The 25,025-nt window shown below is 57.7% G+C and carries 19 protein-coding genes and 5 tRNA genes; 2 read left to right on the plus strand and 22 right to left on the minus strand.

Annotated features, from left to right (window positions below; translation table 11 throughout):
- Positions 1-12: 12 nt before the first annotated feature.
- The 20 genes from S7A_RS00265 to S7A_RS00360 all read right to left on the minus strand — a co-directional run bounded on the left by S7A_RS00265 (position 13) and on the right by S7A_RS00360 (position 18,831).
- Positions 13-441, minus strand: a complete 429-nt coding sequence (locus tag S7A_RS00265; RefSeq protein ID WP_009086892.1) for a YqaA family protein — start codon at positions 439-441, stop codon at positions 13-15.
- A complete protein-coding gene (gene yqaB, locus S7A_RS00270) occupies positions 438-1,004 on the minus strand; it encodes a fructose-1-phosphate/6-phosphogluconate phosphatase (RefSeq protein WP_009086894.1) in 567 nt (188 codons plus the stop codon). Before yqaB ends, S7A_RS00265 begins: the two co-directional genes overlap by 4 nt.
- Before the next feature lie 399 nt (positions 1,005-1,403).
- Positions 1,404-1,480, minus strand: a tRNA-Arg gene (locus S7A_RS00275).
- Positions 1,481-1,674: 194 nt separating this feature from the next.
- Positions 1,675-1,751 (minus strand) — tRNA-Arg (locus tag S7A_RS00280).
- A 60-nt stretch (positions 1,752-1,811) separates the two neighbouring features.
- A tRNA-Arg gene (locus S7A_RS00285) sits at positions 1,812-1,888 on the minus strand.
- Positions 1,889-1,972: 84 nt separating this feature from the next.
- Positions 1,973-2,049 (minus strand) — tRNA-Arg (locus S7A_RS00290).
- A gap of 8 nt (positions 2,050-2,057) precedes the next feature.
- Positions 2,058-2,150: transfer RNA gene (locus S7A_RS00295), tRNA-Ser, on the minus strand.
- Positions 2,151-2,432: 282 nt separating this feature from the next.
- Positions 2,433-2,618, minus strand: coding sequence for a carbon storage regulator CsrA (gene csrA, locus S7A_RS00300; protein ID WP_008927091.1), 186 nt, complete (start codon positions 2,616-2,618; stop codon positions 2,433-2,435).
- A 249-nt stretch (positions 2,619-2,867) separates the two neighbouring features.
- Positions 2,868-5,495 (minus strand): alanine--tRNA ligase, encoded by a 2,628-nt coding sequence (alaS, locus tag S7A_RS00305; RefSeq protein ID WP_009086895.1) that lies wholly within the window; start codon positions 5,493-5,495, stop codon positions 2,868-2,870.
- 133 nt (positions 5,496-5,628) lie between these two features.
- On the minus strand, positions 5,629-6,153 hold the full coding sequence (locus S7A_RS00310) for a regulatory protein RecX (RefSeq protein ID WP_009086897.1): 525 nt from the start codon (positions 6,151-6,153) through the stop codon (positions 5,629-5,631).
- A gap of 123 nt (positions 6,154-6,276) precedes the next feature.
- Positions 6,277-7,344 carry a recombinase RecA gene (gene recA, locus S7A_RS00315; RefSeq protein WP_009086899.1) on the minus strand — a complete coding sequence of 356 codons (1,068 nt, stop codon included), beginning with the start codon at positions 7,342-7,344 and terminating at the stop codon, positions 6,277-6,279.
- A 95-nt stretch (positions 7,345-7,439) separates the two neighbouring features.
- On the minus strand, positions 7,440-7,934 hold the full coding sequence (pncC, locus tag S7A_RS00320; RefSeq protein ID WP_009086901.1) for a nicotinamide-nucleotide amidase: 495 nt from the start codon (positions 7,932-7,934) through the stop codon (positions 7,440-7,442).
- A gap of 101 nt (positions 7,935-8,035) precedes the next feature.
- Positions 8,036-8,809 carry a trans-aconitate 2-methyltransferase gene (tam, locus tag S7A_RS00325; protein ID WP_009086903.1) on the minus strand — a complete coding sequence of 258 codons (774 nt, stop codon included), beginning with the start codon at positions 8,807-8,809 and terminating at the stop codon, positions 8,036-8,038.
- A 178-nt stretch (positions 8,810-8,987) separates the two neighbouring features.
- Positions 8,988-9,323, minus strand: coding sequence for a zinc ribbon domain-containing protein YjdM (locus S7A_RS00330; RefSeq protein WP_009086905.1), 336 nt, complete (start codon positions 9,321-9,323; stop codon positions 8,988-8,990).
- A gap of 79 nt (positions 9,324-9,402) precedes the next feature.
- On the minus strand, positions 9,403-10,485 hold the full coding sequence (gene mltB, locus S7A_RS00335) for a lytic murein transglycosylase B (protein ID WP_033736026.1): 1,083 nt from the start codon (positions 10,483-10,485) through the stop codon (positions 9,403-9,405).
- 150 nt (positions 10,486-10,635) lie between these two features.
- On the minus strand, positions 10,636-11,313 hold the full coding sequence (narI, locus tag S7A_RS00340; protein ID WP_009086908.1) for a respiratory nitrate reductase subunit gamma: 678 nt from the start codon (positions 11,311-11,313) through the stop codon (positions 10,636-10,638).
- The gene (gene narJ, locus S7A_RS00345) at positions 11,310-12,038 is read right to left on the minus strand and encodes a nitrate reductase molybdenum cofactor assembly chaperone (RefSeq protein ID WP_009086909.1); all 729 of its coding nucleotides are present in this window, start codon (positions 12,036-12,038) and stop codon (positions 11,310-11,312) included. Before narJ ends, narI begins: the two co-directional genes overlap by 4 nt.
- Positions 12,035-13,579, minus strand: coding sequence for a nitrate reductase subunit beta (gene narH / locus S7A_RS00350; protein WP_009086911.1), 1,545 nt, complete (start codon positions 13,577-13,579; stop codon positions 12,035-12,037). The genes narJ and narH overlap by 4 nt, the downstream gene beginning before the upstream one ends.
- The gene (locus S7A_RS00355) at positions 13,576-17,337 is read right to left on the minus strand and encodes a nitrate reductase subunit alpha (protein ID WP_009086913.1); all 3,762 of its coding nucleotides are present in this window, start codon (positions 17,335-17,337) and stop codon (positions 13,576-13,578) included. Before S7A_RS00355 ends, narH begins: the two co-directional genes overlap by 4 nt.
- A gap of 99 nt (positions 17,338-17,436) precedes the next feature.
- Complete coding sequence (locus S7A_RS00360; RefSeq protein WP_009086915.1) at positions 17,437-18,831, minus strand: NarK family nitrate/nitrite MFS transporter; 1,395 nt, start codon at positions 18,829-18,831, stop codon at positions 17,437-17,439.
- Between the two features lie 313 nt (positions 18,832-19,144).
- On the opposite strand from S7A_RS00360, the gene narL reads away from it, so the two are divergent.
- A complete protein-coding gene (gene narL, locus S7A_RS00365) occupies positions 19,145-19,795 on the plus strand; it encodes a two-component system response regulator NarL (RefSeq protein WP_009086917.1) in 651 nt (216 codons plus the stop codon).
- Between the two features lie 23 nt (positions 19,796-19,818).
- On the opposite strand, the gene S7A_RS00370 is transcribed toward narL, so the two are convergent.
- Positions 19,819-20,742 carry an amidohydrolase family protein gene (locus S7A_RS00370; protein ID WP_009086919.1) on the minus strand — a complete coding sequence of 308 codons (924 nt, stop codon included), beginning with the start codon at positions 20,740-20,742 and terminating at the stop codon, positions 19,819-19,821.
- A 585-nt stretch (positions 20,743-21,327) separates the two neighbouring features.
- On the opposite strand from S7A_RS00370, the gene mutS reads away from it, so the two are divergent.
- Positions 21,328-23,889 carry a DNA mismatch repair protein MutS gene (gene mutS, locus S7A_RS00375; RefSeq protein ID WP_009086921.1) on the plus strand — a complete coding sequence of 854 codons (2,562 nt, stop codon included), beginning with the start codon at positions 21,328-21,330 and terminating at the stop codon, positions 23,887-23,889.
- A gap of 120 nt (positions 23,890-24,009) precedes the next feature.
- Here mutS and rpoS read toward each other — a convergent pair whose 3' ends face one another.
- Entirely contained in the window at positions 24,010-25,002 is a 993-nt protein-coding gene (rpoS, locus tag S7A_RS00380; RefSeq protein WP_009086923.1) for an RNA polymerase sigma factor RpoS, read from the minus strand.
- Between the last annotated feature and the right edge of the window lie 23 nt (positions 25,003-25,025).

The following is a 25,025-nucleotide window of genomic DNA, read 5'->3' on the forward strand; positions in this document are numbered from 1 at the left end:
AATCTGTGCGAATCAATGCCACCATTCCATACCCTGTAATGTGGCTATCGCGATAACGATATAACGCAGTGTTTTACCGACAGCGAGAAACAGCATCACTGGCAGCCAGGCGAACCGTAACCAGCCCGCGAGAACGCAGAGCAGGTCACCTATCACCGGTAGCCAGCTGAAGAGCAGCGCTGCAGGTCCCAGCCGGTGCAACCACGTCATTGCTGTGTCATGCCATCGCCCCTGACCTTTTAACGGCAGCAGGCGACCAATAAAAATGTTCGTTAAGCCGCCCAGTGTGTTTCCCAGTGATGCGGCTAAAAGCAATCCGTAAACTGATGTCTTTTTTGCTATCAATAGTGCTATCAGCAGTGCTTCAGAACTTCCAGGCAGAAGCGTCGCACTCAAAAAACTGCTGCCGAACATGGAGGCATAGGTGAGGATGTCACTCACAGTAAGCGGACATCCACCACATCCATCCCTGCCGCTTTCGCGGCCTGAATGCCAAAATCGGCATCCTCAAAAACCACACACCGTTCAGGCGCCACCCCCATCAGCGCTGCGCAGCGCAGAAAGGTTTCTGGCTCGGGTTTGTGTCGCTTCACATCATCAGCACCCACCACAGCCGAAAACAGCTCACGCACGCCCAGTTGCGTCAGTAACGCCTCCGCCATGCTGTGCTCGCTTCCGGTGCCCACCGCCATCGGACGACGTCCGTGGTACGCTTTAGCCACTTCCAGTAAAGGCAGCGGCCTGACGTTGTCCAGCAGCATCGCTTTCACGGCAGCGGTTTTCTCTGCGGCAAGAAGATGGGGATCGAGAGACGACTGATTGGTGTCAATGATGAACTGCGCAAGCCGCCAGGCGGGTGCGCCATTGAAGTCGATAATACATGCTTCATCCAGCGTTAATCCGTAGTGCGCCAGTACCTGACGCCACGCTTTTCGATGTGTCGGCTCTGTATCCAGGATCGTGCCGTCCATATCGAAAATCAGGGCGTCATAGTGATCGTACATTGTCACTCCGGACATTCATCAAATGAGACATTACTTTAGCCTAATGTGGACAGGTTGTCGCCAGGGGGGATGAACAGCAAATGCTTTGAAAGCATTAACAATTTTTCTTTTCAGATAAAGGTGATCGTGCGCGACCAGCGATAACAGTACGAATTTTCAGCAATTTTTTAACAATCGTCTGGTGCCGGGGCGGCGGCGCACCTGCATGAGGGGCAAACTGCAGCGGGTTATGCAGGACAGGTGTGGCTGGGCGTTGATTAAGATGAAATGATGAATCTGTTACGCAGATGAGGCTGAAAAGCCGCGTGGATGGAGCCAGAGAAAAAGAGAAGAGCGAGAATGCGGCCTGAACGCAAATTACGTCATGGCACACTGAGGCGCTGACAATATCTGAGAATATGGTGCATCCAGGAGGATTCGAACCTCCGACCGCTCGGTTCGTAGCCGAGTACTCTATCCAGCTGAGCTATGGATGCATTGAGGGTATTGCGTTTTTTATGGACGTTCAGAAACTAACCTGAGGATGTTACAAAGAATGGTGCATCCAGGAGGATTACTCAGCTTGCGCTTCGCCCTGCGGGCCGTTGCTGATGCAACGTTATCCTCCTTAGTGCGGCCTGAACGCTAACTACGTCATGACATACTGAGGCAATCACCATATTGAAGAATATGGTGCATCCAGGAGGATTCGAACCTCCGACCGCTCGGTTCGTAGCCGAGTACTCTATCCAGCTGAGCTATGGATGCATTGGGGTGTTGCGTTTTTTTATGGACGTTCAGAAATCAACCTGAGGATGTTACAAAGAATGGTGCATCCAGGAGGATTCGAACCTCCGACCGCTCGGTTCGTAGCCGAGTACTCTATCCAGCTGAGCTATGGATGCATAAATCTGATTCTTGTACAACGCAGGGTGCTGACTACTCACCATGAAAGGAATTGCTAATTCGCTTTATTTCTTTATTTTCGATGGTGCATCCAGGAGGATTCGAACCTCCGACCGCTCGGTTCGTAGCCGAGTACTCTATCCAGCTGAGCTATGGATGCATCGAAAATGGCGGTGAGGGAGGGATTCGAACCCTCGATACAGCTTTTGACCGTATACTCCCTTAGCAGGGGAGCGCCTTCAGCCTCTCGGCCACCTCACCTTACGCTTTCTTTCGAACCGTGCTTCTGAACTTGTTTCTGCTCATCGGCACTGCGTGGCGCACATATTACTTTCCCGGACTTTTAAGTCAAACAATTTTTCCGAAACTTTGTTTGATTGAGCAAATCACACACAATTGGAACAAAATGGCGGCAAAAAGAGTGAATTATCAACAATGAAAGAGGAGGACGTTAACAAAACGGAGAACAGCGGGAGAGAACAAAGGGTGGGATTTTTTGCAGAAAGCGGTAGCGCCTCGCACAGGTGCGAGACGCTGAATCCGTTAAACGCTGGTCTGTTGCGTTTTTTCAGCCTGGATGCGTTGATAGATCTCTTCGCGATGCACAGACACTTCTTTCGGCGCGTTAACCCCTATACGAACCTGGTTACCCTTAACACCCAGCACCGTTACCGTTACCTCATCACCGATCATGAGGGTTTCACCAACTCGACGAGTTAGAATAAGCATTCTTTGCTCCTTGAAAGATTAAAAGAGTCGGGCTTGTACAGGCTCCCGGCATTATCCATCATTTAACGCTGCGCATTGACTATGAGGAATACACCAATGCACATCGATGCGCCAATACATTCTGCTGATAGTTAGTTTAGCCGAAATACACTACATCAACCTGACTTTGTCATTTGCTGCTTTAGCATCGTATTAAAAAGCGCCGGAACCGGGGTTCTGACGCTTCTGACCATGCTTTGTTTTATTTCATTACAGGCGGCTGCTAACCCAGCTCTCAACCCCTGCCAGCGCGCCTTTCAGCGCCTCAGCATCGTTACCACCCGCCTGAGCCATATCCGGACGACCACCGCCCTTCCCGCCTACCTGCTGCGCCAGACCGGCAATCAACTCGCCTGCTTTAACACGGTCGGTCAGATCTTTGGTCACACCCGCGATGAGCGATACCTTGCCTTCCGCCACCGTCGCTAACACGATAATCGCCGATTCCAGCTGATTCTTGAGATCGTCAACCATGGTACGCAGCATTTTCGGGTCAACATTGCTGAGCTCGCTCACCAGCAGCTTCGCCCCTTTGACATCAATGGCATTGCTGCTCAGTGACGCGCTCTCCTGCGCAGCCTGCTGATCGCGCAGTTGCTGCAACTCTTTCTCCAGAGCCCGGACGTGGTCAACCAGACCGCGTACCTTCTCGTTCAGGTTGCTGCTGTTCGCTTTTACCAGCTGCGCAATATCCTGCAGCTGGCTGCTCTGCGCGTTGACCTGAGCCAGCGCACTTTCACCGGTAATCGCCTCGATACGACGGATGCCGGCAGCGGTGCCTGATTCAGCCTGAATGCGGAACAGACCGATATCGCCAGTGCGTGCCGCGTGGGTTCCCCCACACAGTTCGACAGAGAAGTCACCCATGGTCAGCACGCGAACACGCTGATCATACTTTTCGCCGAACAGGGCCATCGCCCCTTTAGACTTCGCCGCATCAAGATCCATCACCTCGGTTTCCACCGGCAGGTTGCGACGAATCTGTGCATTGACGATATCTTCGACCTGACGAATCTCCTGAGGTTTCATCGCTTCAAAATGCGAGAAGTCGAAACGCAGATATTTGTCATTAACCAGAGAGCCTTTCTGCCCCACGTGCTCACCTAAAACCTGGCGTAATGCGGCGTGCAATAAGTGGGTGGCAGAGTGGTTAAGACGGATGCGTGCACGACGTGCCGCATCAACCTGCGCCTCAAGGCGGTCGCCGATACGCAACTGCCCGGCGGTCAGCTTACCGACATGACCGATTGCCTGACCATATTTTTGTGTATCCTGGACGCTAAATTCAGCATTCTTCCCTTTCAGCAGACCGGTATCGCCAACCTGACCACCCGATTCGCCATAGAATGGCGTTTCATCCAGCACAACGACGGCATCCTGACCTGCGGACACTTCATCCACCGCCTCACCTGCAACATAGAGTGCTTTTACTGTGGCGGCTAAATCGAGCTGGTCGTAGCCTTTGAAGGAGGAAGCCGCATCGATGCGGATTACGTTGCTGTAGTCAGCGCCGAAGCCGCTCGCTTCACGGGCACGCTGACGCTGCTGCTCCATCGCCTGCTCGAAGCCCGCTTCGTCGATTTTCAGATTGCGTTCGCGGCAGACGTCAGCGGTTAAATCCGCCGGGAAACCAAAGGTGTCGTAGAGACGGAAGACGATCTCACCATCCAGGGTATCGCCCTGCAGTTTTGCCAGCTCCTCGTCCAGCAGCGCCAGTCCGCGTTCCAGCGTGCGGGCAAACTGCTCTTCTTCGCTTTTCAGCACCTGCTCAACCTGAGCCTGCTGGCGCTGCAACTCTTCGCCTGCGGCACCCATGACCTCAACCAGCGGCGCAACCAGCTTATAGAAAAAGGCCTCTTTGGCACCCAGCATGTTGCCATGACGCACGGCACGACGAATGATACGACGCAGCACGTAGCCGCGGCTCTCATTGGACGGGATCACACCATCGGCAATCAGGAAGGCACAGGAGCGGATGTGGTCGGCAATCACGCGCAGCGATTTATTGCTGAGGTCAGTCGCACCGGTAACCTGCGCCACAGCCTGAATCAGTTTCTGGAACAGGTCGATTTCGTAGTTAGAGTTGACGTGTTGCAGAACGGCAGAAATGCGCTCCAGACCCATCCCGGTATCAACCGAAGGTTTGGGCAGCGGCAGCATGGTGCCATCCGCCTGGCGGTTGAACTGCATAAAGACGATGTTCCAGATCTCGATGTAACGGTCACCATCCTCTTCCGGGCTGCCTGGCGGGCCACCCCAGATGTGATCGCCATGATCGTAGAAAATCTCGCTGCACGGACCACACGGACCGGTGTCACCCATCTGCCAGAAGTTATCTGACGCGTAGGCGCCGCCCTTGTTATCGCCGATGCGAATAATGCGCTCGCGTGGCACACCGATCTCTTTTTCCCAGATCGCGTAGGCTTCATCATCGGTTTCATAAACCGTTACCCACAGACGCTCTTTTGGCAGGCCGAACCACTGTTCGCTCGTCAGCAGTTCCCAGGCAAAACCAATCGCCTCTTTCTTGAAGTAGTCACCAAAGCTGAAGTTACCCAGCATTTCAAAGAAGGTGTGGTGACGCGCGGTGTAGCCGACGTTTTCAAGATCGTTGTGTTTTCCGCCCGCGCGCACGCAGCGCTGCGACGTGGTCGCCCGTGTGTAATCACGTTTGTCCTGACCGAGGAACACATCTTTAAACTGGTTCATCCCGGCGTTAGTAAACAACAACGTTGGATCGTTATTCGGTACGAGGGAGCTGCTGGTTACAACCTCATGTCCCTTGCTATGAAAAAAGTCGAGAAACGCCTGACGGATCTCAGCAGTGCTCTTGCTCATATATGTCCTGGAATCACGCTAACGAACGTTCCCACCGATCGGTGCGACCCCATTTTCCTGGTGCCGGATCAGCGGAACAAAAAGTGGGAATAAGATAAATTTTCTTCAGTGGGAAGTAAAATTACATCGGCCCTTAGTCATCAAAATTTCTGAAAACAGACTGGATATCTTCGCTCATAAACCCTTTTGACTGCAGGTAGCGTAGTACTTTCGCTTTCTCTTTCCACTCGACAGGCAGCGGATGCCCGAATTTTCGTTCGGCCAGTTCCGCCGCACAGGCAGCCCAGTCCACCTCCGTTTCTTCCATCGCAATATCAATGGCTTCACGGTCAATGCCTTTCTGGGCCAGTTCAAGACGGACACGCTGGGACCCAAAGCCTTTCCGGCTGCGGCTCTGAATAAACCGTTCAGTGAAACGCGCGTCGTTCAGCCAGCCGTTCTCCTGACACCAGTTCAGCACCTGCTCCAGCAGCGCATCGGTGATGATCTCAGGCTCTTTTTTCTGCGCCCATGCCGCACGCTGCGCCGATTGCTGCAGCTTACGCGCCAGCTCTGCACGGCTGTGATCGCGCTGGCCCAGAATACGCATCGCGCGGTCAAGCAGGCGGGAATAGGAGACAACATTGGATTGGGGTTGGGGCTGAGTAGATTCAGTCATACTGCGCACCTTGTACAAACAGGGGAAAGATTATGGCGACAGAACAGGACAGAGGGAAGGCAGGAGAGGTACAGAGGGAAGTAAAAACAACGGGAGAGGCCTTCGCCTCTCCCGTCTTAGTCATCAGAAGTCTTCGTTCGCTTCGCTGGCTGCGTTCTCATTCTCAGCAGATTTGTCTGCTTCGAGTGATTCATCCGCGCCGTTGAGCAGTAACTCACGTAACTTCAGATCGATTTCGTTTGCCACAGCCGCATTCTCTTTCAGGAAGTTGCTGGCATTCGATTTACCCTGACCAATCTTGTCGCCATTGTAGCTGTACCATGCACCCGCTTTTTCAATCAGCTTGTGCTTCACGCCCAGGTCAACCAGCTCACCGAAGGTATTGATCCCTTCACCGTACATGATCTGGAATTCAGCCTGTTTAAACGGCGCGGCGATTTTGTTTTTCACCACTTTAACGCGGGTCTCACTGCCGACCACGTTATCGCCCTCTTTAATCGCACCGATACGGCGGATATCAAGACGGACAGAGGCGTAGAACTTCAGCGCGTTACCGCCGGTGGTGGTTTCCGGGTTACCAAACATCACACCAATCTTCATACGGATCTGGTTGATGAAGATCAGCAGGGTGTTTGACTGCTTCAGGTTACCGGCCAGCTTACGCATCGCCTGGCTCATCATACGTGCCGCGAGGCCCATGTGTGAGTCACCGATCTCACCTTCGATTTCCGCTTTCGGCGTCAGCGCCGCAACGGAGTCGACGATGATGACATCGACCGCGCCAGAGCGGGCCAGTGCATCACAGATCTCCAGCGCCTGCTCACCGGTGTCCGGCTGCGAGCAGAGCAGGTTGTCGATATCGACGCCCAGCTTCTTGGCATAGACCGGGTCAAGCGCATGCTCGGCATCGATAAAGGCACAGGTTTTGCCTTTACGCTGAGCCGCGGCGATGACCTGCAGGGTCAGCGTCGTTTTACCGGAAGACTCAGGTCCGTAGATCTCAACGATACGACCCATTGGCAGACCGCCAGCGCCTAACGCGATATCCAGCGACAGCGAACCGGTAGAGATGGTTTCCACATCCATTGAGCGGTCTTCACCCAAGCGCATGATGGAGCCTTTACCAAATTGTTTCTCAATCTGGCCCAGCGCGGCAGCTAAAGCCTTCTGTTTGTTTTCATCAATCGCCATTTCAACTCCTAATCAAGCCGGGTAAACACGCACTCAGGGTGCCTGCACTCTTTCTGTTGCCGACAATTATACTGTATAGTCATACAGTATCAAGTTTAATTTGTCAGAAATTCGCCATACAGTGTCTGCAGGGCCCATGCCACCGACTGGCGGCGTACGGCATCACGATCGCCGCTGAAATGCTGCTGAAAAGTCAGCACTTTATCGCCAGGGCCGGCCAGGCCAAACCACACCGTGCCAACCGGTTTTTCTTCACTGCCGCCATCCGGGCCGGCGATGCCGCTGACTGAAATGGCATAGTCTGCCTGAGCGGCCTGACGGGCACCCTGCGCCATCTCCCGCACCACCGCCTCGCTGACCGCGCCATACCGTTCCAGCGAGGCTGCCTGTACGTTCACCAGCTGCTGTTTTGCCTCATTACTGTAGGTCACAAAACCGCGTTCAAACCAGGCGGAACTGCCACTGATATCGGTAAATACCTTTGCAATCCATCCGCCGGTGCAGGATTCCGCACAGGTGACGGTGGCGTTGCGCTGCTTCAGCTTCTCACCTATCTGCGCGCTAAGCACCTGCAGTTGCTGATCATCCATTGCGACTCTCCCGTGGGGTGTGGATTGAAGGTGGTGCAGAAAGCGCACTTTTTCAAGGGCTCTCTGCACTATTGCCCTGTTTTTGCGGCTGAGTTTCCAGCTCACGCCCCTTTTTTCACCGCCACCATAAAAAGACGCGGGAAAGCCAGCAACACCTGACCGTCGGCCCGGGCCGGATAGGCGCTGAGCAGTTGCTGATGATAATCAGCGAGAAACGCCGCCTTTGATGCCTCATCCAGTGACGCCAGGAACGGGCGCAAGCCTGTTGCCTGCAGCCAGCTGATAATCGCCTGCGCATCAGCCATGACGTGATAATAGGTGGTGCGCCAGATATCCACCTCGCAGCCCGCCTGGGTGAGCAGATCGTAATAGGCGCCGGCAGAGAGCAGCGCGACACGATCAGCGGTGCGGATCTGTGAACGCCAGCGCGAGGTTGCGGCGACCTCACGCATCAGCTGGTGCGAGGGTTCATTGAGGTTATCCGGCATCTGAACCGCCAGTACACCACCGGGGGCCAGCTGCCTGACCAGATGGGGGAACAGCGCAGTGTGATCATCCAGCCACTGCAGGGAAGCGTTGGCGTAGATGACCTGCTGCGGGACCTCTGCCTGCCAGCTGCGGATGTCCGCCTGCACAAAGCGGCAGTGTGGCAGGCGTTCACGGGCCTGCGTTAACATCGCCGCGGAACTGTCCAGTCCGGTAATCTGCGCCAGCGGCCAGGCATCAGCGAGCAGCTCCGTGCTGTTGCCCGGCCCGCATCCCAGATCGGTGACCTGCTCAACCTGCTCCGGACGGATACGCGCCAGCAGCTCATGCGCCGGACGTGTGCGTTCCGCTTCAAATTTACGATACAGCACGGGATCCCACTCTTTCATCCTGACCTCTCATTCAGCAATCAGCTCTTCGTTTACTGAGACGGATGAAAGGCAAAAAAGTGCGACCCGTGACGGCGTTTTACTGACTGTACAGTTAGCGGCGGCGGAAAAAGGGGGGAGAGGAAGGCGGAACCGGATAAGGCAGAGTGAGCGCGGGCGCGTCCGTGCGCCCCTGATCTCAGTTCTTTTTCACAAACTCAGATTTTAATTTCATCGGGCCAAAGCCGTCGATTTTGCAATCGATGTTGTGGTCCCCTTCAACCAGACGAATGCTTTTCACTTTGGTGCCGATCTTCAGTGAAGAGGAGCTGCCCTTCACCTTAAGATCTTTGATCACCGTGACGCTGTCGCCATCTGCCAGCAGATTGCCGTTGGCATCACGCACCTCCAGGGGTGCGTTGCTGCTGTCACCCTCTCCTTCGGTCCAGATATGACCGCAGGAGGGGCAGTTGAGGTTGTCACCATCTTGCCAGGTATAATCGGCGTGACAGGCTGGGCAGGCAGGTAAAGACATAACGACTCCAGAGATAACTGTGGCTGTGTGGCCTGAAAAGGCCGACATCATATAACCTTACAGTTAACAAGGGTAGCCTTTATAACAGACCACCCTGTCGCGCTTTGCCGACCGCCTCACCCAGCTGCCACACCGCCATCGCATAGTGGGTGCTGTGGTTGTAGCGTGTGATGACATAAAAATTGGGCAAGCCATACCAGTACTGATAACTGGTGCCGAGATCGAGCCGCAGCAGACTCACCTCATCGTTGCCGTCCAGCGAGCCCTGAGGAGATAATCCTGAGGCCGCCAGCATGCTCACGCTGTAGCGGGTTTTGAAGCCATCATCCAGCATCGGTGCCTGACCGCTGGCCGGAACGGCAACATTTTCACCGCTGCGCCAGCCATGTTTCTGGAAGTAGTGCGCCACGCTGCCGATCGCATCCACCGGATCCCAAAGATTGGCATGACCGTCGCCGTTGAAATCAACCGCATACTCCTGATAAGAAGAGGGCATAAACTGACCATAGCCCATCGCGCCGGCGAAAGAGCCTTTCAGCGCCAGCGGGTCATCCTGCTCTTTACGCGACATCAGCAGGAAGGTTTCCAGCTCGCTGCTGAAGTACTCAGCACGGCGTGGATAGTTGAACGACAGGGTCGCCAGCGCATCCAGAATGCGCGTTTTCCCCATGACGCGCCCCCAGCGGGTTTCCACGCCGATGATGCCGACAATAATTTCCGGCGGCACGCCGTAAACCTGCTGCGCGCGCTGCAGCGCATCCTGATACTGGTTCCAGAACGCTACCCCGTTTTGCACGTTATCCGGCGTAATGAATTTGTTGCGATAGCGGATCCAGGCCCCGTTAGGACCCGGCGCGGGCGTATAGCTCGGGGCCTGACGATCCATCAGCCGCAGCACATAATCCAGCCGTTTTGCCTGACCGATAATGTCGTGCAGTTGCTGACGATCAAAGTCATGCTCTTTCACCATCTTATCGATAAATTTCTCGGCGGCCGGATTGCCGGCAAAATCGCCAGACATGCCCGATCCGTTATGCGACGGCTGCAGTAAAAAACCGCCCTGCGGCGCAGCCAGCATCTTCTGCCGGGAGGGAACGTCAGGTTTGCTGCTGCAGGAGGCCAGAAGCGGAATAAGGGCAAGGAGGGCTAGCTTGAGACGCATCGGTTATCCATAAACGAGGGGGTAAAATCAGATGCGGTAATAGTAGACGTTCAGCGCAGCGACATACAGGGCAAAATCTTAAAAAAACGTCAAGGCTGCCGCCGGTGAAAACCGCCGCAGGGCTGCCCTGCCCCCGCGGCGGCTCAGCATTCAGCGACGGTTTCTGACCAGCTGATAGCGCCGGGTCAGGTACTCAACCGGTGCGCTCCAGATATGCACCAGCCGGCAGAAGGGGAACAGCAGGAACAGGGTCATCCCCAGCACCATATGGACGCGGTAGATCACTGCCACCCCGGCCAGATGCTGTGAAGCACCGCCGTGGAAAGTCACCACCGCCTGTGCCCAGCCCACCAGCTTCATCATTTCACTGCCATCCATATGCTGAGCAGAGAAGGGAATGGTCAGCAGGCCCAGCGTGGCCTGCACCACCAGCAGGGTCAGGATCAGAATATCGCCGACGCTGCTGGTCGCCCGCACCCGCGGATGGGTCAGACGACGCTTCAGCAGCAGCGCTCCCCCGGCCAGCGTCATCGCCCCGAACAGGCCACCCGCCACCATCGCCAGCTTCTGCTTCACGTCGATCGGCAGAAACGACTCATACACCCAGTGCGGCGTCAGCATCCCGACGAAATGCCCGAAGAAGATGCCGATAATGCCGATGTGGAACAGGTTAGAGGCGAGCCGCATCCCCTTTTTATCCAGCATCTGACTGGAACCGGCCCGCCAGCTGTACTGCCCGTAGTCATAGCGCAGCCAGCTCCCCACCAGAAAAACCGTTCCGGCAAGATAGGGGTAAATATCGAAGAAGAAAGTGTTCAGAACATTCATGCTGATTCTCCTGTGCGGCGTGCCGTCGCCGCGGCAATATCCAGATAGTGCGGCGCGACCGCATCGGCGAAGCGACGCTGATGCATCGCCTGCTGCGCTGAGACACAGCCCTGCTCGCCGAGAAATTTAATCTGCTCCTCTTCCCAGACCGCATCCAGCGCCGCCGGGGTGTCGTCACGCGCTTCCTTCGCCACCTGCGGCCGGAGGGTGGCCGGGTCAGCCGCGCTGCCCGCCAGCGTCAGTAACAGCGTGAAAAGGTCGGCATAGGGACTCTGGCGCGCTTCCAGACGCGCCGCCAGCAGAGCCAGAATCGGCACGATATCCTCCAGTCCCTGGCGCGCCGCCTCGTCACTTTGACAGGCGAGATACTCCAGATAGAGCGGCAGATAATCGGGCAGCTCTCTGCTGTCCAGCTCCAGACCGGCGGCCCGGTAGTGCGCCAGCAGATCGACCATTGCCTGACCGCGATCGCGGGATTCGCCATGCACATGCTCAAACAGCAGCAGCGAGGTGGCGCGGCCGCGATCAAACAGGGCGCAGTAGTCCGCCTGCGCATCCAGCAGTGGCCGCGCACAGAGCTGCTGAATAAACTGCCCCAGCCCTGCCCGCTGCGGCAGATCAAGTTCATCTGCCGCGTCCAGCGCCGCGATCAGCTCAGAGTGATGAGCAAACAGCGCCTCGTCCGGGTAATCCAGCAGCCGTGACAGCATCCGTAACGTCATCATGAGGCATCCTCCTGGCGGCGGGTTTGACTGGCGATGTTGATGGCATCAATGCGACGGCTGTTAAACAGATTGAACCGGCTGTCGCTGCCGTGGCAGCCATCGCCAAAGCTAAAGCCGCAGCCTTTACTTTCCGGGAAGGCTTCACGCGCCAGCTCACGATGGCTGGAAGGCACCACAAAACGATCTTCGTAGTTGGCGATCGCCAGATAGCGGTACATCTCCTGCGCCTGCGCTTCGGTCAGGCCGACCTGTTCCAGCGCCCGGCTATCGCGCTGCCCCTCCACGCTCTCAGCGCGTTTGTAGTGGCGCATCGCCAGCATCCGTTTCAGTGCCCGCAGCACCGGCGCGGTGTCGCCTGCGGTCAGCAGGTTGGCCAGATACTCAACCGGAATCCGCAGGCTCTCCACATCCGGCAGCACGCCGGTGTGAGCCAGTGCGCCACCATCCACCGCCGACTGAATCGGTGACAGCGGCGGCACATACCAGACCATCGGCAGCGTGCGGTATTCCGGATGCAGCGGCAGCGCCAGCTTCCACTCCATCGCCATTTTGTAGACCGGCGAACGCTGCGCTGCGTCGATCACGCTCTGCGCCACGCCATCTTTCAGCGCCTGGGCGATCACTGCCGGATCGTGCGGATCGAGGAAGATATCCAGCTGACGCTGGTAGAGATCTTTTTCGTTTTCCGCTGACGCCGCCTGTTCAATGCGATCAGCGTCATAGAGCAGCACGCCGAGATAGCGGATCCGGCCGACACAGGTTTCCGAACAGACGGTCGGCTGGCCCGATTCAATGCGCGGATAACAGAAGATGCACTTCTCAGATTTGCCGCTTTTCCAGTTGAAGTAGATCTTCTTGTAGGGACAGCCGGTGAGGCACATGCGCCAGCCGCGGCATTTATCCTGATCGATCAGTACGATGCCATCTTCGCCGCGCTTGTAGATGGCGCCGCTGGGACAGGTTGCCACGCAGGCCGGATTAAGGCAGTGCTCACAGAGGCGCGGCAGGTACATCATGAAGGTGTGCTCAAACTGGCCATAGATCGCCTTCTGGATGTTATCGAAGTTCTTATCCTGCGAGCGCTTCGCAAACTCGCCGCCAAGGATCTCCTCCCAGTTCGGGCCATTCTCGATCTTTTTCATCCGCTGACCGGTGATCAGCGAGCGCGGGCGGGCGATCGGCTGCTGTTTTCCGGCGGGTGCATTGTGCAGATGCTGGTAGTCGAAATCGAACGGCTCGTAGTAATCATCCAGCGCGGGCACGTCCGGGTTAGCAAAGATCTTCGACAGCAGCCCGACGCGGCTGCCCATGCGCGGCTCCAGCCTGCCGTTGATCTTCCGGATCCAGCCCCCCTTCCACTTCTGCTGATCTTCCCAGGCGTGCGGATAGCCGACGCCGGGCTTGCTCTCGACGTTGTTAAACCAGGCGTATTCCATCCCCTCGCGGCTGGTCCAGACGTTTTTGCAGGTCACCGAGCAGGTGTGGCAGCCGATACATTTGTCGAGGTTCAGCACCATGCCGACCTGTGAGCGAATTTTCATGGTTTCACCTCCTGCTGGCCGCCCTGGCAGGCGTCGTGGCCTTCCCCGTCTAACCAGTCAACGTTATTCATTTTTCTCACCACCACGAACTCATCGCGGTTCGACCCGACGGTGCCGTAGTAGTTAAAGCCCCAGGAGAGCTGGGCGTAGCCGCCGATCATATGGGTCGGTTTCGGGCAGGCCCGGGTCACGGAGTTGTGGATCCCGCCGCGCTGGCGGGTGATCTCCGAACCGGGGATATTCACGATGCGTTCCTGAGCGTGATACATCATGGTCATACCGGCCGGGATGCGCTGGCTCACCACCGCACGGGCGGTCAGGGCACCGTTGGCGTTGAACGCCTCGATCCAGTCGTTATCCGCAATGCCCAGTTCGCGGGCATCCTCTTCACTCATCCAGACAATCGGGCCGCCGCGCGACAGGGTCAGCATCAGCAGGTTGTCGCTGTAGGTGGAGTGAATGCCCCACTTCTGATGCGGCGTCAGGAAATTCAGCGCCTTCTCCGGGTTGCCGTTGGGTTTACTGTTGAGCAACGGCTTCGCTGCCCGGGTGTCAATCGGCGGACGGTAGACGATCAGGCTTTCGCCGAAGGCGCGCATCCACTCATGGTCCTGATAGAGCTGCTGACGGCCACTCAGGGTACGCCACGGGATCAGTTCATGAACGTTGGTGTAGCAGGCGTTGTAGGAGACATGCTCATCTTCCAGACCTGACCAGGTCGGGCTGGAGATAATTTTGCGCGGCTGCGCCTGGATATCGCGGAAGCGGATCTTCTCATCTTCTTTGTTCAGCGCCAGGTGCGTGTGGTCACGACCGGTAATCGCGCCCAGCGCCTGCCAGGCTTTGACCGCCACCTGACCGTTGGTTTCCGGCGCCAGCGCCAGAATCACCTCGGCCGCATCAATGGCCGTGTCGATATTGGGCCGTCCCGCAGCCGGGCCATCCGCTTTGACATAGTTCAGCTGCTTCAGGAGATCGACCTCTTTGCAGGTGTTCCAGCTAATCCCTTTGCCGCCGTTGCCCTGCGCCTCCAGCAGTGGCCCCAGCGTGGTAAAGCGCGCCCAGGTCGCCGGATAGTCACGCTCCACCACCATGATGTGCGGTGCCGTTTTACCGGGGATAAGATCGCACTCCCCTTTTTTCCACTCTCTGGCTTCAAACGGCTGCGCCAGTTCGGCGGGCGAGTCGTGCAGCACCGGCAGCGTCACCACATCCGTTTCAACGCCTAAATGACCGGGGCAGAGGTCGGAGAAGGCTTTGGCGATGCCTTTGTAGATCTCCCAGTCACTTTTTGACTCCCAGGCGGGGTCGACCGCCGCCGAAAGCGGATGAATAAACGGATGCATATCCGACGTATTCATGTCGTCTTTTTCATACCAGGTGGCGGTCGGCAGCACCACGTCGGAGTAAAGGCAGGTGCTCGACATACGGAAATCGAGGGTCACCACCAGATCCAGTTTTCCTTCGGCGCCCTGCGCCTGCCATTCGACCTCCTCCGGCTTCACGCGTCCCTGCTGGCCTAAATCTTTTCCCTGAATGCCGTTTTCGGTGCCGAGCAGATACTTCAGCATGTACTCATGCCCTTTCCCTGACGAGCCAAGCAGGTTAGAGCGCCAGACAAACAGGTTACGCGGAAAGTTCTGCGGATCGTCCGGCTGTTCAGCGGCAAAGCGCAGGGTGCCCTGCTTCAGGCTCGCCACGGTATAGTCAATTACCGACTGCCCGGCGGCGCTGGCCCGGGCGGCGATGTGCAGCGGGTTGACGTTAAGCTGCGGCGCGGAAGGCAGCCAGCCCATGCGTTCGGAGCGGACGTTAAGGTCGATCAGGCTGCCGCCGAAGCGGCTTTTATCGGCCAGCGGGGAGAGCAGTTCTTCGGTCGCCAGGGTTTCATAGCGCCACTGGCTGGAGTGGTTGTAAAAGAAAGAGGTGCTGTTCATCTGGCGTGGCGGACGCTGCCAGTCGAGGCCAAAGGCCAGCGGAGCCCAGCCGGTCTGCGGACGGAGTTTCTCCTGACCGACGTAATGCGCCCAGCCTCCGCCGCTCTGACCGACGCAGCCGCAGAAAATCAGCAGGTTAATCAGTCCCCGGTAGTTCATGTCCATGTGATACCAGTGGTTCATACCGGCACCGACAATGATCATTGAACGTCCGTGGGTTTTCTCCGCGTTCCCGGCAAACTCGCGCGCGAGGCGGATGATGTTCTGCCGGGAGACGCCGGTGATCTGCTCCGCCCAGGCGGGACTGTAGGCTTTGATCTCATTATAGTTTTGCGCGCAGTGAGCATCGCCCAGACCGCGATCCAGCCCGTAGTTCGCCAGGGTCAGATCGTAGACGCTGGCGACCCGGGCTTCGCTGCCATCTGCCAGCGTCAGGAGTCTGACGGGCAGCTTATGCAGCAGGATCTCATCCAGCGCGACGCTGTTAAAATGGTCGCTGGTGATGCCGCCGAAGTAAGGGAAACCGACCTCGACCACCTCATCGTGACTGCCGAGCAGACTCAGCTGCAGCTCCACCTCTTTTTGCGACAGGCCATCGCGCTGCTCCAGATTCCATTTCCCTTTTTCACCCCAGCGGAAGCCGATCGCGCCCTGAGGGGCCACCAGATCGCCGGTGGTCTGATCCAGCGCCACCGTTTTCCATTCCGGGTTGTTTTTCTGACCCAGCCCATCGACCAGATCGCTGGCGCGCAGCTGGCGACCCGCGGCATAAAATCCGCCTTCGCGCGGCTCCAGCAGTACCAGCATCGGCATGTCGGTGTAGCGGCGCACATAGTCGCGGAAATAGGGGACATCACGGTCGAGGTGAAACTCTTTCAGCATCACGTGGCCCATCGCCAGCGCCATCGCGCTGTCGGTGCCCTGCTTCGGACTCAGCCACTGGTCGCACAGCTTCGCGACTTCGGCATAGTCCGGGGTGATCGCCACGGTTTTCGTCCCCTTGTAGCGGACTTCGGTAAAGAAGTGCGCATCCGGGGTGCGGGTCTGTGGCACGTTTGAGCCCCAGGCGATGATGTAGGAAGCGTTATACCAGTCGGCGGATTCCGGCACGTCGGTCTGCTCGCCCCAGGTCATCGGTGAGGCCGGTGGCAGGTCACAATACCAGTCATAGAAGCTCAGGCAGGTGCCGCCAATTAACGACAGGTAACGCGCCCCGGCGGCATAGGAGACCATCGACATGGCCGGAATCGGCGAGAAGCCGACCACGCGATCAGGGCCGTAGGTTTTGGCCGTGCAGATATTCGCGGCGGCAATCAGCTCATTCACCTCCTGCCAGCTGGATCGCACAAACCCGCCGCGTCCGCGCGCCTGTTTATAGCTGCGCGCTTTTTGCGGATCGCGGATGATGGAGGCCCAGGCCTCCACCGGATCGCTATGCTGCGCCTTCGCCTCGCGCCAGAGCTGGATCAGCGTCTTACGCATCAGCGGATATTTCAGGCGGTTGGCGCTGTAGAGATACCAGGAGTAGCTGGCACCGCGTGGACAGCCGCGCGGTTCATGGTTCGGCAGATCGGGACGGGTGCGGGGGTAGTCAGTCTGCTGGGTCTCCCAGGTGACCAGCCCGTTTTTGACGTAGATTTTCCAGCTGCACGAGCCGGTGCAGTTAACGCCGTGGGTGGAGCGCACGACTTTATCGTGCTGCCAGCGACTGCGGTAGCCATCTTCCCAGTCACGGTTGCTGTTCAGCGTCTGACCATGCTGGCCGGAAAAGGGCTCAGCCAGCTGTTTGAAATAGCGAAATCGATCGAGAAATTTGCTCATCCGGAAGGCTCCTGAAGGCCTGGTGTCACATTGCTCACTCTGCATGCGTGCTGCTGCAGAAAATAAAGTGGGTGCCGGTGCGCCACACCGGCGTTGTCGTTATCCGGCGCGCGCTTTTCGTCCGTAGACCCGCCAGGTGACGGCGATACAGCAGAGGTAGAAAACCAGAAAGATTTTCATCGCCCCGGCCGGAGAGCCGGTCATGGCAAGCGAGAGGCCAAAGGTCTGCGGAATAAAGAAGCCGCCCAGCGCGCCGATAGCGGAGATAAAGCCAAGCGCCGCGGAGGTTTCTGTGGCGGCTTCCCGCTGTGCCAGCGCCTCGTCACCGCCTTCGGCTTTGATGCGTTCCAGCGTCAGCCGGCGGAAGATCACGGCAATCATCTGGTAGGTGGAACCGCTGCCGAGGCCGGAAGTGAGGAACAGGCCCATAAACAAGGCGAAGAAGGCGATGAACGATCCCTGATGTCCGGCTCCCGGCAGCGTGAGGAACAGCAGTGCAGCAAACAGCGCCATCAGCACGTAGTTGATCAGGGTGACGCGGGTTCCGCCGAAGCGATCCGAGATCATGCCGCCTGCTGAGCGCGCCAGTGCGCCAATCAGCGGGCCAAAAAAGGCGTAGTGCATAATCACCACGCCGGGAAACTGCGTCTTTGTCAGCATGGCGAAACCGGCCGAAAAGCCGATAAAGGAGCCGAAGGTCGCCAGATAGAGCAGCGCCATGATCCAGAGGTGCGGACGTTTCAGCACCGGCAGCTGTTCGCGCAGCGAGGATTTCGCTGCCGCCAGATCGTTCATCCCCAGCCAGGCGGCCAGCGTGCCGATGGCCAGAAACGGCACCCAGATCCAGGCCGCATTTTCCAGCCAGAGGCTATCGCCGCTCGCGGTGACTTGCCCCCCATCGGCAAAACCAAAAATGGCGCAGGAGATCGCCAGCGGGGCAACAAACTGCATAACGCTGACGCCGAGATTCCCCAGGCCGCCATTGATGCCCAGCGCGCCGCCCTGACGGGCTTTGGGAAAGAAGAAGCTGATATTGCCCATGCTGGAGGCGAAGTTCGCTCCCCCGAAACCGCACAGCAGAGCGATCGCCATAAAGGTGGCGAAGGAGGTCTGGCTGTCCCTCACTGCAAAACCGAGCCACAGGCAGGGGACGATCAGGATGCCGGTGCTGAAGGCGGTCCAGCGGCGTCCGCCAAAGACGGGAATTACAAATGAGTAAGGCACACGCAACAGCGCGCCGGAGACCGACGGCAGCGCGGTCAGCAGAAAGAGCTGTTCGGTGCTGAAGCGGAAGCCGACCTTATTCAGGTTAACCGCGACGGTGCTGAACAGCATCCAGACGCAGAAGCTCAACAGCAGACAGAAGACAGAGATCCAGAGGTTGCGGCTGGCGATGCGTTTACCCCGCGCCTGCCAGAAGGCCGCATTTTCCGGTTGCCACTCCTGGATCGGTGCGCCGCGCGTCGGGGTTTGCAAAGGGGCAGATTGGGTCATGACTCTCTCATCAGCAGAAGAATAATGGGGCATATCCTGCGTATCCGCCCTGCCCGCTTGCTTGATACAAATCAACGGCAATGCAGGTTATCCGGGCGTGGTCATCCTGTCTCAGCCGGGATAAGTAGCGGAGAGGCAGCAGAGAGTCATTGCAAATCATAGGGTTAATCGGCTGCACTGAAAATGGCGTGCCGGGAAGAGGTAAAAATGGAAATAAAGGAGTAGTCCTTTGGGGGTATATAGCGCCCCCGCCTCACCGGTAAGATAGGCCCACGCCCGATCCGGACGGGCAGCGGCGACAGGAACAGGAGTCATGGTGACGGCAGAGACATTTACGCTTTTATTGATCGACGACCACCCCATGCTGCGCAACGGGCTGAAGCAGCTAATCGCGCTGGATGAGAGACTGCAGGTGGTTGCCGAGGCGGGAAACGGTGCGCAGGGCGTGGCGCTGGCGCAGCAGCACGATCCTGACCTGATCCTGCTGGATCTGAATATGCCGGGACTGAATGGGCTGGATACCCTGACCCGACTGCGCGAAGCCCCCCTCTCCGGGCGGGTGGTGGTGTTCAGCGTGTCGGATGAGGAAGAGGATGTCGTCAGTGCACTGCAGCGGGGCGCCGATGGCTACCTGCTGAAAGATATGGAGCCGGAAGCGCTGCTGAAAGCCCTGCATCAGGCGGCAGCCGGTCAGATCGTGCTGAGCGAGGCGTTAACGCCGATACTGGTCACCCGGCTGCGCGACGCCCGGCCTGCCCGGCCGCGTGACATCACGCAGCTGACCCGACGCGAACGCGAAATCCTGCAGCTGATCAGCGACGGGATGACCAACAAAGCGATCGCCCGTAAGCTGACCATCAGCGAAAGCACCGTTAAGGTCCACGTCAAATATCTGCTGAAGAAGATGAACCTTAAATCCCGGCTGGAAGCCGCGGTCTGGGCGCTGCAGCACGGGCTGAACTGACCTGGCTGCCTGTAAATGCTGCGTCAGAAGTCATAGAGCTTAACGGGGTTATCACGCAGTATTCTCTGCTGATCCCGGCTCTCCGGCGCCCAGACCTGCATCAGATCGAGTAACACCGCATCGTCCGGCTTATGGCTGTCCGGTTCGGTCGGATGCGGCCAGTCGCTGCCCCACAGCAGCCGTTCCGGGTTAATCTGCACCAGTTTCCGGGCCACCGGCATCACATCGTTATAGCCCGGCGCGCCGGTTAAGGAGTCGATATAAACCCCGGAGAGTTTTATCCAGCTTTTCCCGCCATCCAGCATCCGCTGCAGCGTGGCCAACACCGGCGACGTAATGCCTTCCGGCTGCGGCACGTGCCCCATATGATCGATCACCACCGGGGTCGGGAGTTTTTGCAGCCGGCTTTCCAGTTCGGTTAAGTGTTTACCAGAGGTCACCACCTGAATATGCCAGCTCAGGGGATTCACGCGTGCTGCTAGCTTCTCCATATCATCGAGGTTAACCGCGCTGTAACGCAGATTGAACCGGATCCCCCTGACGCCCGCCTGATGCAGCTTCTGCAGTTCATCATCGGTGACCGACGAATCCAGCACCACCACACCGCGCGCATTTCCCCCGCTCGCCGCCAGGCCATTCAGCAGGACGCTGTTATCGGTTCCGTAGCGGGAGGGCGTGACAATCACCATCCGGTTGATGCCCAGTCTCTGCTGAAGCTTCCGATAGTCTTCCAGTGAGGCGTTCGCCGGGTTCATCAGTTTTGTGCCAGGCACGGCAGGACAGCGGCTGTCGTACAGATGCATATGGCAATCGACGCTGCCTGGCGGTGGAATCAGCTGAGGTTTTTTCTCGCCCGAACTGTAAGGCACGTTTGCGAAAGCGGGAAACGTCGCAGCGAAAGCCAGCGCCGCGCCTGAGTGTAAGAAATGCCGACGGGTCAGTGACATTTATCCTCCTGATAATTAAGGTCATTAAAGCCTTTATTCAGACTTTCCGTTCCATCCTGAGCGCGACGTCATCATCCCGGCAAACTCTCCCGGTCGCCGCTATGACGGCGTGATGCTGACCGGACTTCACCGGGTAAATTTTGCGCGCTGAAAATATAACCCGTTGATTCAAGCACTTTTGTCCGCCGGGTGCAGATGTGCGTGCCGCTTCTTTGACCTGTGTCTCTTTTTCAGGCGGGCACGGCGGACTGATTTCCTTTAATCCGCGCGACCCTGCCGGTGAACCGCACGCTCCGCGCGCAGCCGCCTGATCGGCAATCCCCCGGTGCGCTATCCTGTCAGAAATCGCGAGCCGCCTCGCAACAGAACATCAGAGAGTGCAAAAGTGACACTTTTCTGTCGCCAGCCACCCTGCCATTTGCCAGGATGCCTCCTGTCCGGTCAGGTTCACGGTCTGCGCATCAGGCTGGCATATGCCCTGCCCTATTCGTTATCATCTGATTATCCTGCGCGCCTGGAATCCCTTTCGGTTTCATGGGCGTTGACCGCCAGAAATTTACCGCATCAAAGATGAGTTAAAACCTTATGCAAGAGCCAACCGAAAAGGACTTTCCTTCTCACACGCCCATGATGCAGCAGTACCTGCGCCTCAAGGCCGAGCACCCTGACATTCTGCTGTTTTACCGTATGGGTGACTTCTACGAGCTGTTTTATGACGACGCGAAACGTGCCTCACAGCTGCTGGAGATTTCGCTGACCAAACGCGGCGCGTCGGCAGGCGAACCGATCCCGATGGCCGGTGTGCCCTATCATGCGGTTGAGGGGTATCTGGCTAAGCTGGTGCAGCTGGGCGAATCCGTGGCGATCTGCGAGCAGATCGGTGACCCGGCGCTGAGCAAAGGTCCGGTTGAGCGCAAAGTGGTGCGTATCGTTACGCCGGGAACCATCAGCGATGAGGCGCTGTTACAGGAGCGGCACGACAACCTGCTGGCGGCGATTGTGCAAAGTCCGCGGGGATTTGGCTACGCCACGCTCGATATCAGCTCGGGCCGTTTTCGCCTCAGCGAACCTGCCGATGCCGAAACTATGGCGGCAGAGCTGCAGCGCACCAACCCGGCCGAGCTGCTCTACCCTGAAGATTTCCAGGCGATGTCACTGATCGATCAGCGTCGTGGCCTGCGCCGCCGTCCGCTGTGGGAGTTTGAGATCGACACCGCCCGGCAGCAGCTCAATCTGCAGTTCGGCACCCGTGACCTTAACGGGTTTGGCGTGGAGAATGCGCAGCTCGGACTGAGTGCGGCGGGCTGTCTGCTGCAGTATGCCAAAGATACCCAGCGCACTACCCTGCCACACATCCGCTCGCTGAGCATGGAACGGCAGCAGGACAGCATCATTATGGATGCGGCCACCCGCCGTAATCTGGAGATCACCCAGAACCTGGCAGGCGGCACCGACAACACCCTGGCGGCCGTGCTGGACAAAACGGTCACCCCGATGGGAAGCCGGATGCTCAAACGCTGGCTGCATATGCCGCTGCGCGACGTGCGCACGATCACCCAGCGTCAGGAGTCGATTGCAGAACTGCAGCCTCTCAGTGAGGTGCTTCAGCCGGTGTTGCGTCAGGTCGGCGATCTGGAACGAATCCTGGCCCGCCTGGCGCTGCGTACCGCCCGCCCGCGCGATCTGGCCCGCATGCGGCACGCTTTTCAGCAGCTGCCGGAGCTTAACCAGCTGCTGGCCGATGTTGAAGCGCCACAGCTGCAGAAGCTGCGCACCCAGATGGGCGAGTTCGCCGCGCTGCGTGAGCTGCTGGAGCAGGCGATCATCGACTCCCCGCCGGTGCTGATCCGCGACGGCGGCGTGATTGCCCCCGGTTACAACGCCGAGCTGGATGAGTGGCGTGCGCTGGCCGATGGTGCAACGGACTATCTCGACAGGCTGGAGATTCGCGAACGCGAGAAGCTGGGACTGGATACCCTCAAGGTTGGCTTTAACGGCGTACACGGCTACTTCATCCAGGTGAGCCGCGCGCAGAGCCATCAGGTGCCGATGCACTATGTCCGTCGTCAGACGCTGAAAAATGCGGAACGCTACATCATCCCGGAGCTGAAGGAGTACGAAGACAAGGTACTGACCTCGAAGGGGAAAGCGCTGTCGCTGGAAAAAAGCCTCTATGAGGCGCTGTTCGATCAGCTGCTGCCGCATCTTGAAGCGTTGCAGCTGAGTGCCGCGGCGCTGGCAGAGCTGGATGTGCTGAGCAATCTGGCCGAGCGCGCCTGGACGCTGAACTACTGCCGGCCGGTGTTGCAGGATAAAGCCGGGATCAAAATCAGCGGCGGTCGTCATCCGGTAGTCGAGCAGGTGCTGAAAGAGCCGTTTATTGCGAACCCGCTTTCCCTGGCCCCTCAGCGCAGAATGCTGATCATTACCGGTCCGAACATGGGTGGTAAAAGTACCTATATGCGTCAGGCGGCGCTGATTGCGCTAATGGCGTGGATTGGCAGTTTTGTTCCCGCCGATGAGACGCTGATTGGCCCGCTGGATCGCATTTTCACCCGCGTCGGTGCCGCTGACGATCTCGCTTCCGGACGCTCGACCTTTATGGTGGAGATGACCGAAACCGCCAATATCCTGCACAACGCCACCGAAAACAGTCTGGTGCTGATGGATGAGATTGGACGCGGTACCTCCACCTACGACGGCTTATCGCTGGCCTGGGCCTGTGCCGAAAACCTGGCCAACCGCATCAAGGCGATGACGCTGTTCGCGACCCATTACTTCGAGCTGACCACCCTGCCGGAGAAAATGGAGGGCGTGGTCAACGTTCACCTGGACGCGGTGGAGCACGGTGACACCATCGCCTTTATGCACAGCGTGCAGGAGGGGGCCGCCAGCAAGAGCTATGGTCTGGCCGTGGCAGCGCTGGCGGGGGTGCCCAAAGAGGTCATCAGGCGCGCGCGCAGCAAGCTGAAAGAGCTGGAGACCGTCTCCAGTCACTCCGCCTCATCGACGGTCGATGGTTCTCAGCTGCCGCTGCTGGTTGAAGAGACCTCACCGGCGGTAGAAGCCCTGGAGGCGCTGGACCCGGATACGCTGACGCCGCGTCAGGCGCTCGACTGGATCTATCGCCTTAAGTCGCTGGTCTGAAGGGTCGCCGTGCCGCGTGAAAGCGCGGACCGGCCCGCTACGTTTCTGCCTGACCTTTTCTGCAGGCATAAAAAAAGCGGTGGTTTTCACCACCGCTTTTCGCATTCATGCTCAGATCAATTATTCACGAAACAGTGCTTCAATGTTGAGGCCCTGCGCCTGCAGGATTTCGCGCAGACGGCGCAAACCTTCAACCTGAATCTGACGGACACGCTCACGGGTTAAGCCGATTTCACGGCCGACATCCTCAAGCGTTGCCGCTTCATAGCCCAACAGGCCGAAACGACGTGCCAGCACTTCACGCTGCTTGGCGTTCAGTTCGAACAGCCATTTGACGATGCTTTGTTTCATGTCATCGTCCTGCGTGGTGTCTTCCGGGCCGTTGTCTTTCTCATCGGCCAGAATATCCAGCAGCGCTTTTTCAGAATCCCCGCCTAATGGCGTGTCAACCGAGGTAATGCGTTCGTTGAGACGCAACATACGGCTTACGTCATCAACCGGTTTATCAAGCTGCTCCGCGATCTCTTCCGCACTCGGCTCATGGTCGAGCTTGTGGGACAGTTCACGCGCAGTACGCAGATAAACGTTCAGTTCTTTAACAATGTGAATCGGCAGACGGATAGTACGGGTTTGATTCATGATCGCCCGTTCAATGGTCTGACGAATCCACCAGGTGGCGTACGTTGAGAAACGGAACCCGCGCTCCGGGTCAAATTTCTCAACGGCGCGAATCAGGCCGAGGTTACCTTCTTCAATCAGGTCCAGCAGGGCTAAACCACGATTGCTGTAACGACGGGCGATTTTCACCACCAGGCGTAAGTTACTTTCGATCATACGGCGACGGGAAGGAATATCACCCCGCAATGCACGGCGAGCGAAGAAAACTTCTTCCTCTGCCGTTAACAACGGAGAATAGCCAATCTCCCCAAGATAGAGCTGCGTCGCATCTAAAACACGCTGCGTCGCACCCTGTGATAGCAACTCTTCTTCCGCTACGTCGCTATCACTGGCTTCGTTTTCAACGAGTGCTTTCTCGTCAAAAATTTCAGCTCCGTTCTCATCGAATTCCGCGTTCTCATGTAACTCGTTTACTTTCAGCGTATTCTGGCTCATAAGCGGCTCCTACCCGTGATTCC

The organism is Pantoea sp. Sc1 (genome assembly GCF_000255315.1).
In the GTDB taxonomy this organism is placed as follows: Bacteria; Pseudomonadota; Gammaproteobacteria; order Enterobacterales; family Enterobacteriaceae; genus Pantoea; species Pantoea anthophila.